Annotated in this window: 10 protein-coding genes; 2 read left to right on the top strand and 8 right to left on the bottom strand. The window is 65.9% G+C overall.

Annotation, left to right across the window (positions count from 1 at the left end; translation table 11 throughout):
• Positions 1-84 precede the first annotated feature (84 nt).
• Complete coding sequence (locus EPN59_RS11345) at positions 85-1,968, bottom strand: ABC transporter ATP-binding protein/permease (RefSeq protein WP_293033332.1); 1,884 nt, start codon at positions 1,966-1,968, stop codon at positions 85-87.
• Positions 1,969-2,288: 320 nt separating this feature from the next.
• Here EPN59_RS11345 and EPN59_RS11340 point away from each other — a divergent pair, with 320 nt between their 5' ends.
• Positions 2,289-2,684 (top strand): acyl-CoA thioesterase, encoded by a 396-nt coding sequence (locus EPN59_RS11340; RefSeq protein WP_293033334.1) that lies wholly within the window; start codon positions 2,289-2,291, stop codon positions 2,682-2,684.
• A 60-nt stretch (positions 2,685-2,744) separates the two neighbouring features.
• Here EPN59_RS11340 and EPN59_RS11335 read toward each other — a convergent pair whose 3' ends face one another.
• A complete protein-coding gene (locus tag EPN59_RS11335; RefSeq protein WP_293033336.1) occupies positions 2,745-5,837 on the bottom strand; it encodes an EAL domain-containing protein in 3,093 nt (1,030 codons plus the stop codon).
• Positions 5,838-6,049: 212 nt separating this feature from the next.
• Entirely contained in the window at positions 6,050-6,532 is a 483-nt protein-coding gene (locus EPN59_RS11330; protein ID WP_293033338.1) for a nitrate reductase associated protein, read from the bottom strand.
• Positions 6,533-6,656: 124 nt separating this feature from the next.
• Between EPN59_RS11330 and fdhD the strand changes: the two genes are divergently transcribed.
• A complete protein-coding gene (fdhD, locus tag EPN59_RS11325) occupies positions 6,657-7,481 on the top strand; it encodes a formate dehydrogenase accessory sulfurtransferase FdhD (RefSeq protein WP_293033340.1) in 825 nt (274 codons plus the stop codon).
• Between the two features lie 56 nt (positions 7,482-7,537).
• Here fdhD and EPN59_RS11320 read toward each other — a convergent pair whose 3' ends face one another.
• The 5 genes from EPN59_RS11320 to EPN59_RS11300 all read right to left on the bottom strand — a co-directional run bounded on the left by EPN59_RS11320 (position 7,538) and on the right by EPN59_RS11300 (position 14,800).
• Complete coding sequence (locus EPN59_RS11320; RefSeq protein WP_293033378.1) at positions 7,538-8,305, bottom strand: enoyl-CoA hydratase; 768 nt, start codon at positions 8,303-8,305, stop codon at positions 7,538-7,540.
• 164 nt (positions 8,306-8,469) lie between these two features.
• Complete coding sequence (locus EPN59_RS11315) at positions 8,470-9,669, bottom strand: acetyl-CoA C-acyltransferase (RefSeq protein WP_293033342.1); 1,200 nt, start codon at positions 9,667-9,669, stop codon at positions 8,470-8,472.
• A gap of 34 nt (positions 9,670-9,703) precedes the next feature.
• Entirely contained in the window at positions 9,704-12,145 is a 2,442-nt protein-coding gene (locus EPN59_RS11310; protein WP_293033344.1) for a 3-hydroxyacyl-CoA dehydrogenase/enoyl-CoA hydratase family protein, read from the bottom strand.
• Between the two features lie 187 nt (positions 12,146-12,332).
• Positions 12,333-14,129, bottom strand: a complete 1,797-nt coding sequence (locus EPN59_RS11305) for an acyl-CoA dehydrogenase C-terminal domain-containing protein (protein ID WP_293033346.1) — start codon at positions 14,127-14,129, stop codon at positions 12,333-12,335.
• Positions 14,130-14,200: 71 nt separating this feature from the next.
• A complete protein-coding gene (locus EPN59_RS11300) occupies positions 14,201-14,800 on the bottom strand; it encodes a TetR/AcrR family transcriptional regulator (RefSeq protein ID WP_293033348.1) in 600 nt (199 codons plus the stop codon).
• Positions 14,801-14,937: the final 137 nt, after the last annotated feature.

Below are 14,937 nucleotides of genomic sequence, written 5' to 3'. Positions count from 1 at the left end.
GCATGGGCCGCTGCATGGGCCGCCTGAGCCTCAACAAGCGCCACGCCCAACCCGCCCGCACGCCCGCACGCACCGCCGCGTGCCTCATTTCCCGCCCGCAGGCTCCGCCATCTGCCCGGCCGGCTCGCTCGACTTCTGCTGCTGGAGCGCCCACATCTGCGCATAGTGGCCGCTCGCGCGCAGCAATTCGGCATGCGTGCCGCGTTCAACGATCCGCCCGTGGTCCATCACGATGATCTGCTCGGCATTCACGACCGTGGAGAGCCGGTGCGCGATCACGAGCGTCGTGCGCTCGCGCGCGATGTTGTCGAGTTCCTGCTGGATCGCGCGCTCCGAGCGCGAATCGAGCGCCGAGGTCGCCTCGTCGAACAGCAGGATCGGCGGATTCTTCAGCAGCGTGCGCGCAATCGCGACCCGCTGCTTCTCGCCGCCCGACAGCTTCAGTCCACGCTCGCCGACCGGCGTGTCATAGCCCTTCGGCAGCGTCTCGATGAACGCGTGAATATGCGCCGCGCGCGCCGCCGCGATCACTTCGTCGCGGCTCGCATCGGGCCGCCCGTACGCGATGTTGTAGTAGATCGAATCGTTGAACAGCACCGTATCCTGCGGCACGATGCCGATCGACGCACGCAGCGTCTCCTGCGTGACGTCACGGATATCCTGGCCGTCGATCGTGATCGCGCCGCCCGTCTCGCGCTCGAGATCGTAGAAGCGGAACAGCAGGCGCGCGAGCGTCGACTTGCCCGAGCCGCTGTGGCCCACCACCGCCGTCGTCGTCCCGGCGGCAATCGTGAAGCTCACGTCACGCAGGATCTGTCGCGACGGCTCATAGGCGAAGCTCACGCGCGAAAAGCGCACTTCGCCGCCGCGCACGGCGAGCTGCGGCGCATTCGACGCGTCGGCGACTTCGCGCGAGACCGTGAGCAGCGTGAACATGCGGTCCATGTCGGTGAGGCTCTGCTTGAGTTCGCGATACACCGCACCGAGAAAATTCAGCGGAATGTAGAGCTGCAGCATGAACGTGTTGATGAGCACGAGGTCGCCGAGCGTGAGCCTGCCCGCCATCACGCCTTGCGTCGCGCGCCACAGGATGAACACGAGCCCCGTGCCGATGATCGTCTGCTGCCCGAAATTCAGCGCCGAGAGCGACTGCTGCGACTGGATCGCAGCCGCGCGGTAGCGCTGCAGATTTTCGTCGTAGCGCTTCGCTTCCCACTCTTCGTTGCCGAAATACTTGACGGTCTCGTAGTTGAGCAGCGAGTCGACGGCGCGCGAATTCGCACGCGAATCGAGTTCGTTCATGGTGCGGCGAAAGTGCGTGCGCCACTCGGTCACCCGCACCGTGAACACGATGTACACGACGAGCGCGATGAGCGTGACGATCGCGTAATACGCCTCGTACTTCACGACCAGGAAGCCGAGCACGAGCCCCACTTCCACGAGCGTCGGCAAGATGCTGTAAAGCGAGTACGAAATGAGCTGCATGATGCCGCGCGTGCCGCGCTCGATGTCGCGCGACATGCCGCCCGTCTGCCGGTCGAGATGGAAGCGCAGCGAGAGCGCGTGCAGATGGCGGAACACCCTGAGCGCAAGCAGGCGCACGGCGCTTTGCGTGACCTTCGCGAACAGGATCTCGCGCAGTTCGGTGAAGAGCGACGTCGAGAGCCGCACGACCGCATAAGCGACCACGAGCAGCCCGATCCCGCCGACGAGCACGATGCCGGGGGCGTGCTGTTCGCGTCCGAGCGCCGCGAGCTGGCGCACCGAGGCGAGATTGTCGACGATGTGCTTCATCACGACCGGCACGCCGAGGTTCGCGACCTTCGCGCCGATCAGGCACGCGAGCGCGAACGCCACGCGCCATTTGTAGGCCGTGAGATACGGCAGCAGCGAGACGATCGTCTGCCAGTCGTTGCGCGGGCCGACGGCGGGCAGCGCGGGTTCGTTGGAGGACGGGAAATGGCGCATGGGCGAAAGCGGGGCGTGAGGACGTATTTCGGGGTGTTGGCGGCGTGGCGGACAACCGGTCCGGCGGGGCCTTCGGCGGAGCGTTCGGCGCAAAGCGCGCTGTCTGCATCGGCCAGCCGCAAGCCCGCTTTCCCGTACCGCTTTCTCGTACAATTCGTAGTCCGGGTATTGTCGCAGAACGCCGCACAGGCCGCTGAAGCCCGCCAACCGGTGCATAACCGGTGCATAACCGGCGCATTTTAGTCGTACATTAGACGCACCTTCCGCGTCCCTCAGGCGCGCCGACGCCCCAACGTTTTACCCCTTTTTGTGGATTACCGATGAACGACGCCCAGCCGCTCCCCCAACAACCGCCCGCCTTGCGCGTCATGCCGCAGCCCTCGGACGCGAACGTCCACGGCGACGTCTTCGGCGGCTGGATCATGTCGCAGGTCGACATCGCCGGCTCGATCCCGGCGAGCCGCCGCGCGAACGGCCGCGTCGCGACCGTCGCGGTGAATTCGTTTCTCTTCAAGCAGCCGGTGTTCGTCGGCGATCTGCTGAGTTTCTATGCCGAGATCGTGAAGACGGGCCGGACGTCGGTGACCGTCGAAGTCGAGGTGTACGCCCAGCGCATGCGCCTCGCCGACGAGGTCGTCAAAGTCACCGAAGCGACGCTCACCTACGTCGCCACCGGCAACGACCGCCGTCCGCGCCCGCTGCCGCCGCTCGAGTAAAACCTGCCGGGGCGAGCCTGCAGAGATGCAGCGAGCGCCCCGCGCGGCAACATCGGTTCGTCAAGGCACCCACGCGACGCCACGGCTTTCGACCTGCGTGGCGCTCGCGCGCAGCAATCGCTCGATATCGTCGCCCGGCAGCGCCGGCGCGAAGAAGAAGCCCTGCATCTCCTCGCACGCGCGCTCGCGCAGGAACTCGAACTGCACGGTCGTCTCCACGCCCTCCGCGATCACCTTCAACTGCAGTTCGTGTGCGAGCGCGATGATCGCGGCCGTGATCGTCTGATCGTCGCCGTTCGTGCCGATATCCGCCACGAACGACTGGTCGATCTTCAGCCGGTCCACGGGCAGGCGCTTCAGGTAGCTCAGGCTCGAATAGCCGGTGCCGAAGTCGTCGATCGCAAGGCCGATCCCAAGCTCATGTAGTTCGTTCAGCATCGACACCGCTTCCTCCGCGTTGCGCATGAGCGCGCTTTCGGTGAGTTCGAGTTCGAGATAGCAGGGATCGAGTCCGGTTTCGGCCAGCACTTCGGTCACCACTTCGGCGATATTGCGCTGATGGAATTCGCGCGCCGACACGTTGACCGACACGCGCACGGGCAAGAGCCCCGCGCGCTGCCACGCTCGGTTCTGGCGGCACGCCTCGCGCAGCACCCAGTCCGTCAACTGGCCGATCAGGCCGCTCTCCTCCGCGACCGGGATGAACTTCGCGGGCGGCACGAGCCCCGAGTCGGGATCGAACCAGCGCACCAGCGCCTCCATGCCGATGATCCGCCCCGTTTCCACCTCGACCTGCGGCTGGTAGTGCAGCTTGAATTCGCCGTCGCGCAGCGCGCGGCGCAGGCGCCGTTCGAGGTTCATGCGCACGTCGACGTTCGCGTTCATCTCCGGCTGGAAGAACTGGAACGTGTTGCGCCCCATGTCCTTCGCGCGGTACATCGCGACGTCGGCCTTCTTGAGCAGCGATTCGGCGTCGTCGCCGTCCTGCGGATACAGGCTCGCGCCCATGCTGCAGCCGACGTACAGCTCCGTGCCGTCGACCCACATCGGCTCCGAGATGATCGCGCGCGCGTGCTCCATCCAGCCGCCCAGCGCGCGCTCGTCGGCGATGTCGGCGAGCACGATCACGAACTCGTCGCCGCCGTGGCGCGCGACGGTGTCGCCCGCGCTCACGCAGCGCACGAGCTGCTCGGCGACCACGGCGAGCAGCCGGTCGCCGACACTGTGGCCGAGGCTGTCGTTCACGTGCTTGAAACCGTCGAGGTCGACGAACACCACGGCGACGCTGCGCGTGTGCCGCTGCGCGGCCATGAGCGCCTGCTGCAGGCGGGTGCGCAACAGGTTGCGGTTGGGCAGCATCGTGAGGCTGTCGTAGTTCGCCTGATATTCGAGCTGCTCCTGATAGCGGATCAGCTCGGTGACGTCGTTGATGATGCCGATGTGGTGCGTGGTGCGGCCGTCGACGCCGGGCACCGGCGCGATCAGCAGCTGGTTCCAGAAGAGCGCGCCGTCCTTGCGGTAATTGCGCAGCACGGCGCTCACCTCGCGGTCCGCGACGAGCGCCTGGCGGACCGCGATGAGTCCGTCCTGGTCGTGGTCGTCGCGCTGCAGCAAGCGGCTGTCGAGGCCGAGCACTTCAGCCGGGTCGTAGCCCGTGATGCGCCTGAACGCCGGGTTCGCGTATTCGATCAGATTGCTGCCGTCCAGCCCCGGCGCCGTGATGAGAATGGCGTTCACGCAGGCGTCGAGCGCGCGGCTTTGCAGGCGCAGCGCGAGATCCGCACGCTTGTACGCGGTGGTGTCGGTGTAGGTGCCGAGCACGCCGATCACGCGGCCCTCGCCATCGAGCATCGGCAGCTTGCTCGTCAGCCTCGTCTTGTGCTCGCCGCGGATCACGAGGTCCTGCTCGAAGTTGATGTTCGGCAGCCCCGATTCGAGCACTTCGAGATCCTGCCCGCGCAGGGACGCCGCGTAGGCGCTCCACGGCAGCTCTTGGTCGGACTTGCCGACCACCTGCTCGGGGTACGCAAGGCCCGCGTCGCGCGCGAACGCCATGTTGCAGCCGAGATAGCACGATTGAGCATCCTTCCAGAAGATGCGCTGCGGAATGTTGTCGATGACCGTTTCGAGCATCTGGTTCGAGCGCTGCGCTTCGGCTTCGGCGTTGATCTGGTCGGTGACGTCGTCGGCGAGCACGAATACCGCGGCGCGGCCGAGGAAGGTCAGCGCGTGGTGCGACACATCCGCATTGATGATCGAGCCGTCGCGGCGCCGGTGATGCCAGATGCCCGCCATCGTGCGCACGTTCGGCGTGAGCGTGTCCGAGCGCGTGAGGTGCTGTTCGAGGCGCGAGATGTCCTCGGGCGGGCGGATGTCGCGGATCGTCATCGCCAGAAATTCTTCTTCGCTGTAGCCGTACTGCTGGATGGCCGCCGCGTTGACGGCGAGAAAGCGCAGCGTCTCGCGGTCGAAGACGTACATCGGCACCGGGTGCGCGTCGAACAGGCCCTGGAAGCGCTCGCCGCGCGTGCGCACGCCGCGCAGCAGCTCGCGAGCCGCGTTCTCGCGCACGGTGAAGGTGTAGATGAGCACGGTGACGCCCGCCAGCATCGTCACGACCAGCATCAGCAGCGTACGGCTCGCCGACCGGGCCGCTTCGCTGAGCGCACCGGCCAGTGCGAGATCCTCCGAGCTTTGGAGCCCCGCAAGCTTCGCGTTGAGCTGGTGGGTGCGCGCATCGAGCCGAATGTAGTCGCTCGCGAGCGAAGCGCGCACCAGCGCGTCGTCGATGTCGTGCTCGAGCGCAATCGCTTCGGGCGCGACCGCGTCGAACCGGCCGGCAAGCTCGGGATTGTCCGCGAGCCCCGCACGCGCCGACCGCACGATCTCGTCGAGTAGCGCGGCACGCCCGGCGCGCGCACCGGACGCCTCCTGCTCCCCGGTCGTCTGCAGGTGCGCGAGCGCGCCGATCGCGCCGGTCAGCACATCGCTCACGCGTGCGATGTCATGCCTCACGCGCGAGGCGCGCGCGGCCTGCGTATCGATCTCGCGCTGCAAACCGATCTGCGACCAGGCGACGAACGCATTGGCCCCGATGGCTGCCACGACGACCGCCAGATTGATGAGCTGGCGCCTCGAAAAAAGAAGGTTCATTGTGTGCCGAACGTCATTCGTCCCTCGGACGGTGTGCGCGGAACGATAGGAAACGACCTGCGTGCAAATGGCCGGCGTCGACTGCGCCAAACCGGATAACGGCATGCTTTCGGCGAGGCTTGAGCGCCAGGGCCGGGAAAATTCGGCGGGAATATCCGGCGGCGCCAGGACGGCGCTCGCCGGTGACAGGCGCAGACGGCCTCAGACGTGATTCAGGCGCCCGCTGCAAGCCCGAACTCGCGCATGGCCGGGACAAAATCGTGGTTGCTCTCGGGCTTGCGGGCGAGCTTGGCGAGCACGTAGCGCTGGAACGGCGCAAGCCGCGCCCAGGCTTCGAGGTCCGGCGCGGCGACGCTCGCGAGCGCCGCCTGCTGCGCGATCCCGCCGGGCACGGCGTTGATGTCGCGCCAGGCCGGCGCTTCGTCGGGCTCGAACCACTCGGGCTCGACGTTTGCGTGCGTACGCAGCATTTCGAAGAGCGCGTGGTCGAAATTGGGCTCGGTCGCGATGTCTTCGTCGACGGGAAAGCGGGCGAGCAGCCTGCGATCCTCCAGCGGCAGCAACTGCCACTGTGAAAGCGAGATGCGCAGGCCGAAACGGTCCAGATTGAAGCGCACGCACATGGGAATGTAGGTGAGGTTTTCCGACGATTCGACTTCGAACCGGAACAGAAGCGGAGCGGCGTTCAATGTCATGGCGGTATCCTCGCAAGGCGGGCGCATGCTGGAGGCGCCCGCTTGAGGTATTTTAGAGCCTTCCGCGCGGCGCGCGAGCCCGCCACGCGGGGCCAAAGCCAGGCCAGAATCCGGAGTATCACGCTTGAACCCACTCGAAACAGAAGACCAGCCCGGCACCATCCGGCTCCATGTGCGCCGGCACGACAACGGAGCAGTCGAAACGCGCGCCGACCACGTCGGCCAGGAATGGCCCGTCGCGCTCGTGTTCAACGGCATCTCGCATGCCGTGATGATGTGCACCCCTTGCGATCTGGAAGCGTTTGCCGTGGGCTTCGCGATTTCGGAGGGCATCGTCGCGCGCAATGCGGACATCCAGGACATCGAGGTCGTCCTTCACGAAGATGCGGACCTGCCGCACGCCGAGGTCCATCTCACGGTCGTCCAGCAGGCCTTTGCCGGACTCAAGCAGAAGCGCCGCGCGCTCGCCGGCCGCACGGGCTGCGGCGTGTGCGGCGTCGAGAGCATCGACCTGCTCGACCTGCAGCCCGAGCGCGTGCCCGACACGGGCTTCGTCACGCGTCTCGCGCCCGGCGCCATCGCACGCGCCGCGCACGAGTTGCCGGACCATCAGGCGCTCACGAAGCTCACGGGCGGCCTGCATGCAGCCGCCTGGTGCGACGCGCAAGGCGCAATCCTTTGCGCATTCGAGGACGTCGGCCGCCACAACGCACTCGACAAACTCATCGGGCAACTCGCGCTCGACCGCATCGACCCGCAGCAAGGCTTCGTGTTCCTGTCGAGCCGCGCGAGCTACGAACTGGTGCGCAAGGCGGCGCGCGTCGGCATCCCGATGCTCGCGACGATCTCCGCGCCCTCCTCGCTCGCCATCGCCATCGCGCAGCGCGCCGGTCTGCGCCTCGTGAGCTTCTGCCGCGAATCCGGTTATATCGACTACGAGGTTCGTTAAAAGCGGACGCCGCCAGCGGCGCGGCCAGGGCGTCGTCGAGGCCGCGCTTGTACGCGTCAGTCGAACTGCCGGAAATCCGGCTTGCGCTTTTGCAGAAACGCCGTGAACGCCTCGCGCGCCTCCGGCTGCAGCAGCATCTTGCCGAAGTGCACGGCCTCCTCCTGGATGCGCGTCTTGATCTCCTCACCGCTCGCCCGCTTCATGAGCGCCTTCGTCAGGCGCAGCGACGAAGCGGGCAGCGCGACGAGCTTCGCCAGTTGCGCGGACACGAACGCATCGAGTTCGGCTGCGGGCAGCACGCGGTTCACGAAGCCCATGCGGTGCGCTTCGGCGGCGTCGAACGTCTCGCCGAGCAGCAGTTTTTCCGCCGCCGCCTGATAACCGGCGATACGCGGCAGGAGCAGCGACGACGCCGCTTCCGGGCACAACCCCAACTGCGCGAACGGCATGGCGAAGCTCGCGGTATCGGCCGCATAGACCATGTCGCAGTGCAGCAGCAGCGTCGTGCCGACGCCGATCGCCGCACCGGCCACGGACGCGACAAGTGGCTTGTCGGCGCTCGCAATCGCGCCGAGGAAGCGCATCACGGGCGAATCGCCGCCAGCGGGCGGCGTCTTCAGAAAGTCTTCGATGTCGTTGCCGGCGGTGAAGATGTCGGCCTGGCCGCGCAGCAGCACCACGCGCACCGACGCGTCCTCTTGCGCCGAGGCGAGCGCATCGTTCATCGCCTCGTACATCGCTGGCGTGAGCGCGTTCTTGCGCTCGGGGCGGTTGATGGTGATCGACAGCACGCCGTTTTCGCGCGCGATCTGGATTTCCTTCATCGCCGTATTGGTCATCCGCGTTCTCCTTTTGTCTCCTCATGGGGCGATGAGCCAGTCCACATCTCAGCCACCCGGGATGAAAAACGGTTCGCAGACCACGTGTAGCCTGCGAACCGTGTTGTTCCAGCGCTTCGGCACCAAACATCCCGAAGCGCCCGAGCCGCTTACAGGCGCTCGATGATGCCTGCCGCGCCCATGCCGGTGCCGACGCACATCGTCACCATGCCGTACTTCAGATTGCGGCGGCGCAGGCCGTGCACGAGCGTCGACGCGCGGATCGCGCCCGTCGCGCCGAGCGGGTGGCCCAGCGCAATCGCGCCGCCCAGCGGGTTGATCTTCGACGGATCGAGGCCGAGGTCCTGAATCACCGCCAGCGACTGCGCGGCGAACGCCTCGTTCAGTTCGATCCAGTCGAGGTCGTCCTGCTTGAGCCCCGCGGCCTTCAGCGCAGCCGGAATCGCTTCCTTCGGGCCGATGCCCATGATCTCGGGCGGCACGCCGCGCACCGCGAAGCTCACGAAGCGCGCGAGCGGCGTGAGATTGAACGCTTTGAGCATCTTCTCGGAGACGACGATCAGCGCGCCCGCGCCGTCCGACGTCTGCGAGCTGTTGCCCGCCGTCACCGAGCCCTTGTTCGCGAACACGGCGCGCAGCTTCGCGAGCCCTTCCAGCGACGTGTCCGCGCGCGGGCCTTCGTCGAGCGAGAGCAGGCGCTCCTTCACCTTCACGTCGCCCGAAGCGAGATCCGGCGAGCGTTCGATGATCGTGTACGGCGCGATCTCGTCGTTGAACTCGCCGGCCTGCTGCGCGGCGAGCGCGCGGCGGTGCGATTCGACCGCAAACGCGTCCTGCGCTTCGCGGCTCACCTTCCAGCGCTCAGCAACCTTCTCGGCGGTCAGGCCCATGCCGTAGGCAATGCCGATGTTCTCGTCCGAGTCGAAAATATGCGGCGACATCGACGGCTTGTTGCCCATCATCGGCACCATGCTCATCGATTCGCAGCCGGCTGCGATCATCGCATCGGCTTCGCCGACGCGAATGCGGTCCGCCGCCATCGCAAGCGCCGTGAGGCCCGACGCGCAGAAGCGGTTGACGGTCACGCCGCCCACCGTGTTCGGCAGTCCCGACAGCAGCGCGCCGATGCGCGCCACGTTCAGGCCCTGCTCGGCTTCGGGGATTGCGCAGCCGACGATCGCGTCTTCGATCACCTTCGTGTCGAGACCCGGCACCTGCGCCACCGCCGATTTGATCGCGTGGACGAGCAGCTCGTCCGGGCGGGTGTTCCTGAACGCGCCGCGCGGCGCCTTGCCGATGGGCGTGCGGCTCGCGGCGACGATGTATGCATCCTGCAACTGTTTGCTCATCTGATACTCCAGTGTCTGGTGTGCGTCGTGCCGCTTAGTTGCGTACCGGCTTGCCGGTCTGCAACATGCCCATGATGCGTTCCTGCGTCTTCTGCGTGCCGAGCAGATCGACGAAAGCGCGGCGCTCAAGCGTGAGCAGCCATTCTTCGTCGACCGTGCTGCCCGCTTCGACGTCGCCGCCGCACACGACTTCGGCAATGCGGCTCGCAATCAGGAAATCGTGATCGCTGATGAAGCGGCCGTCGCGCATGCCGACGAGCGATGCCTTGATCGTCGCAATCGCCGAGCGGCCCGCGACCGGAATCTGCACCGGGCGCAGCGGCGCGCGGTAACCGGCGGCGCTCAGCGCGCGGGCTTCTTTCTTCGCCGTGTCGAGCAGTTCGAACACGTTGAAGACGATCGTGTCCGACGGCTTCACGTAGCCCATTGCGCGCGCTTCGAGACCCGACCCGGACACCTTCGCCATCGCGGCGTTCTCGAACGACTTCTGGAGGAAGCGCAGCAGGTCGCCTGGCGCGGCACCGGCTGCATTCGAGGCATCGGCGGCGCGCAGCGCGGCTTCCTTCAGGCCGCCGCCCGCGGGCACGAGCCCCACGCCCACTTCAACAAGACCGACATAGCTCTCGACGTGCACGACGCGCTTCGCGCTATGCAGCATCAGTTCGCAGCCGCCGCCGAGCGCGATGCCCGACACGGCCGCCACGACCGGCACGTTCGCGTACTTCACGCGCAGCATGCCTTGCTGGAACTTCTTCACGAACGGTTCGATGCCCTTCGCGCCGCCCATCATGAAGGCGGGCATGGCTTCCTCGAGGTTCGCCCCGGCCGAGAACGGGCCGCCCGGCGTGCCGAGCTTGAGCGACGTGGGCTGCCACACAACGACGCCCTTGTAGCCCGCTTCCGCGATCTCGATGGCCTTCGTGAGGCCGTCGAGCACGCCCGGGCCGATGGTGTTCATCTTGCTCTTGAACGAGACGATCACGACGTCGTCTTCACCCGCGCGCTCATCGGTCCAGGCGCGCACGTGTTCGTCTTCGAACAGCGTCTTGCCGAAGGTCTTCGGATCGCGCGCCCCGGCTTCGCCGAAGAGCGGCGCGCGGAACACCTGGCGCTCGTACACCGCCAGGTTCGAGCGCGGCACGAAGCGTTGCTCGACCGGCGACCACGAGCCTTGCGCAGCATGCACGCCGCCGTTCGCGGCGACCGGGCCTTCGAACACCCACGCGGGCAGCGGCGCATTCGAGAGCGCCTTCCCGGCATCGATGTCTTCCTTGACCCAGTCGGCGACCTGCTTCCAACCGGCGCTCTGCCAGCCCTCGAACGGGCCTTCGTTCCAGCCGAAACCCCAGCGGATCGCGAGATCGACGTCGCGCGCGTTCTCGGCGATCGACGCCAGATGCACGCCGATGTAATGGAACACGTCGCGGAAAATCGACCACAGGAACTGTGCCTGCGGATGCTGCGTCTCGCGCAGGAGCTTCAGGCGCTCGGCGGCAGGACGCTTGAGGATGCGGCCCACGAGTTCGTCGGCCTTGCCGACGGCTTCGACGTACTCGCCCGAATTCGCGTCGAGCACCTTGATCGTCTTGCCTTCCTTGCGATAGAAACCGCCGCCGCTCTTCTGGCCGAGCGCGCCTTTCGCCACGAGTCCCGCGAGCACGGCGGGCGTTTCGTAGACCGGGAAGAACGGATCGTCCTTCAGGTTGTCCTGCATCGTCTTGATGACGTGCGCCATCGTGTCGAGGCCCACGACGTCGGCGGTGCGGAACGTCGCCGACTTCGCGCGCCCGAGGCGGCTGCCGGTGAGATCGTCGACTTCGTCGAAGCGCAGACCGAACTTCTTCGCCTCGGCGATCACCGCGAGGATCGAGAAGATACCGACGCGGTTCGCGATGAAGTTCGGCGTATCCTTCGCGCGCACGACGCCCTTGCCGACGACGCTCGTGAGGAACGATTCGAGCTGGTCGAGGATGGCGGGCTTCGTGTGCACAGTCGGGATCAGTTCGACGAGGTGCATGTAGCGCGGCGGGTTGAAGAAGTGCACGCCGCAAAAGCGCGCGCGCAGATCGTCGCCGAAGCCTTGCGAAAGCTCCGTGATCGACAGCCCCGACGTGTTGGTCGCGAAGATCGCGTTCGGGCCGATGTGCGGCGCGACTTTCTTGTAGAGATCGTGCTTCCAGTCCATGCGCTCGGCGATGGCTTCGATCACGACGTCGCATTCTGCGAGTTTTTCGATGTCGTCTTCGTAGTTCGCGGGCGTGATGTACTGCGCGTCGTCCTTCATGCCGAACGGCGCGGGCGAGAGCTTCTTGAGGTTCTCGATGGCCTTGAGCGCGATGCCGTTTTTCGGGCCTTCCTTCGCGGGCAGATCGAACAGCAGCACGGGCACGCGGGCGTTGATCAGGTGCGCTGCGATCTGCGCGCCCATCACGCCGGCGCCGAGCACGGCGACCTTGCGAATAATGAAATTGCTCACGTTGTTCCTCCAGCGGATATGCAATGTCGAGCGGATTGGGAGTGTGGGCGGCGCTGCGCGTGCGTTTCTGCTACGCACTGCTGCACGCTGCGGCGCCGCGTTCGGACCTCGGGGCCGTGCGGCACGCGTCTGCATCAGCATTTGCATCAGCTTCAGCAGGAGCGCTGGCGCCGCACCGGACAGGCTTTTAGAACAGCGCCTCGTCGACTTCCATGAGCGTCTTCGAGCCCGCGCGCGCCTGGCGGATCGAGGCGGCCGTTTCCGGCAGCAGCTTCGCGAAATAGAAACGCGCGGTGGCGAGCTTCGACTTGTAGAACGCGTCGCCCGACGCTTCCTTGTCGAGAGCGATGCGCGCCATGCGCGCCCAGAAGTACGAGAACACGAGGTGGCCGACCGTGCGCAGATACGGCACCGCAGCCGCGCCCACTTCGTCCGGGTTCTGCATGGCCTTCATGCCGATTTCCATCGTGAGCTTCTGCACCTTGTCGCCAATGTCGGCGAGCGGGTTGATGAACTCCTGCATCTCCGGCTTGATGCCTTCCGCTTCGACGAAATCGCTCACGAGCTTGCCGAACTTCTTGAGCTTCGCGCCCATGTCGCCGAGCACCTTGCGGCCCAGCAGGTCGAGCGACTGGATCGCGTTCGTGCCTTCGTAGATCTGGTTGATACGCGCGTCGCGCACGTACTGCTCCATGCCCCACTCGGAGATGAAGCCGTGGCCGCCGAACACCTGCATGCCGAGGTTGGTGCTTTCGAACGCGTTGTCGGTGAGGAACGCCTTGATGATCGGCGTGAGCAGCGCGACGAGATCGGCGGCCTGCTTGCGCTCGCCCTCGTCGGCGTGCGAGAGCTCGCGGTCGATCTGCAGCGCCGACCAGTACGTGAACGCACGGGCCCCTTCGGCCCAGGCCTTCTGCGTGAGCAGCATGCGGCGCACGTCCGGATGCACGATGATCGGATCGGCGGGCTTGTCCGGCGCCTTCGGGCCGGTCAGCGCGCGCATCTGCAAGCGGTCCTTCGCGTAGGCGAGCGAGTTCTGGTACGCGACTTCGGTGAGGCCGAGGCCTTGCATGCCGACGCCGAGGCGCGCCGCGTTCATCATCACGAACATGGCGTTCAAGCCCTTGTTCGGCTCGCCGACCAGCCAGCCCTTCGCGCCGTCGAGGTTCATCACGCACGTCGCGTTGCCGTGGATGCCCATCTTGTGCTCGATCGAGCCGCACTTGATGCCGTTGCGTTCGCCCAGTTCGCCCGGTTCGCCCGATGCCGTCGGCACGAACTTCGGCACGACGAAGAGCGAAATGCCCCGGGTTCCCGACGGCGCATCCGGCAGGCGCGCCAGCACGAGGTGGACGATATTGGCCGACATGTCATGTTCGCCGGCCGAGATGAAGATCTTCGTGCCGGAGAGCGCGTACGAACCGTCGCTGCCGGGTTCCGCCTTCGTGCGCAGGAGGCCGAGGTCGGTGCCGCAGTGCGGCTCGGTCAGGCACATCGTGCCGGTCCACTCGCCGGAGACGATCTTCGGCAGATAGGTCTTCTGAAGTTCGGGCGTGCCGTGCGCGTGCAGGCATTCGTAAGCGCCATGCGAGAGACCCGGGTACATGCCCCAGGCCTGGTTCGCCGAATTCAGCATTTCGTACAGCGCGTTGTTCATGAACACGGGCAGGCCCTGGCCGCCGAAATCGGGGTCGCAGGCCAGTGCGGGCCAGCCCGCTTCGACGAACTGCGCGTACGCCTCCTTGAAGCCGGACGGCGTGGTGACGACGCCGTCGCCGCTGTACGTGCAGCCTTCGCGATCACCCACCTGATTCAGCGGAAACAGCACCTCGGAGCAGAACTTGCCCGCTTCTTCGAGCACCTGGTTGATCGTGTCGGCGTCGAGGTCCGCGTGCTTAGGCATCTGCTTCACTTCGCCTTCCACGTTCAGCAGCTCGTGCAGCACGAACTGCATGTCGCGCAGCGGCGCGGTGTACTGTCCCATCTCTTCTCTCCAGATTAAGAGCGTTGCCGATCAACCGCCGCCGCGACGCGCCTCGCGCCACTAGCCAACCGTTACCGGCCTTCGCTCTGATACGAAACAATCAGTTTTTCCAGCGCGGCCCACGCATGTTTCGGTGCGTCCGGCAGATGCAGGAAGCGACCGTCATGATGCAGGCCGAGCGTGACGCTATAGACTTCGAACAGCATCAGCCCCGGATCGGTGTCGCGGCGCAGATGGCCTTCTTCGATCGCCTGCGAAATCGCGCGCAGCAGCGCCGCACGCCAGATCGTGACGCTCGACACGAGCTGCTCGCGCACCTGGCTGTCCGCGCGGTCGTCGTACTCCACCGCGCCGCTGATGTAGATGCAGCCGGTCGTGACTTCGTGAATGCGCTTCTCGAACCACCGCGACAGCATCGCACGCAGACGGGGCAAACCACGCGGTTCATGCAGGCTCGGGAAGAAGACTTCTTCCTCGAATCTGCGGTGATACTCGCGCACCACCTCGGCCTGCAGATCCTCGCGCGAACCGAAATGAGCGAAGACGCCGCTCTTGCTCATCTGCATGCGCTCCGCCAGCAGGCCGATCGTCAGACCTTCCAGTCCATCACGACCTGCCAGGTCGAGTGCTGCATCGAGAATTGCGGCTCGTGTCTGTTCGCCTTTTCGCATAGCTGTTTTTACCGTAACGATGTGGCCGGAATAAAGGCCGATATAGAATCGAACGGACGTACTATTGTTGAGTACAGCCGTCCGCGAAACAAGCACTTTATTAGAAACCGGTTTCTAACGAATGCTCTAATTCTGGG

The sequence above is a fragment of the Paraburkholderia sp. genome (genome assembly GCF_004298475.1).
GTDB classification, from domain to species: domain Bacteria; phylum Pseudomonadota; class Gammaproteobacteria; order Burkholderiales; family Burkholderiaceae; genus Paraburkholderia; species Paraburkholderia denitrificans.
Note: the sequence above shows the minus strand (reverse complement) of the source record. Positions and strands in the feature narration are given on the sequence as shown.

What these genes read in the sequence shown, in the direction of transcription:
- EPN59_RS11345 (WP_293033332.1), bottom strand. Translation starts at nt 1,968, where the DNA reads ATGCGCCATTTCCCGTCCTCCAACGAACCCGCGCTGCCCGCCGTCGGC.
- EPN59_RS11300 (WP_293033348.1), bottom strand. Translation starts at nt 14,800, where the DNA reads ATGCGAAAAGGCGAACAGACACGAGCCGCAATTCTCGATGCAGCACTC.
- EPN59_RS11305 (WP_293033346.1), bottom strand. Translation starts at nt 14,129, where the DNA reads ATGGGACAGTACACCGCGCCGCTGCGCGACATGCAGTTCGTGCTGCAC.
- EPN59_RS11320 (WP_293033378.1), bottom strand. Translation starts at nt 8,305, where the DNA reads ATGAAGGAAATCCAGATCGCGCGCGAAAACGGCGTGCTGTCGATCACC.
- EPN59_RS11315 (WP_293033342.1), bottom strand. Translation starts at nt 9,669, where the DNA reads ATGAGCAAACAGTTGCAGGATGCATACATCGTCGCCGCGAGCCGCACG.
- EPN59_RS11335 (WP_293033336.1), bottom strand. Translation starts at nt 5,837, where the DNA reads ATGAACCTTCTTTTTTCGAGGCGCCAGCTCATCAATCTGGCGGTCGTC.
- EPN59_RS11340 (WP_293033334.1), top strand. Translation starts at nt 2,289, where the DNA reads ATGAACGACGCCCAGCCGCTCCCCCAACAACCGCCCGCCTTGCGCGTC.
- EPN59_RS11330 (WP_293033338.1), bottom strand. Translation starts at nt 6,532, where the DNA reads ATGACATTGAACGCCGCTCCGCTTCTGTTCCGGTTCGAAGTCGAATCG.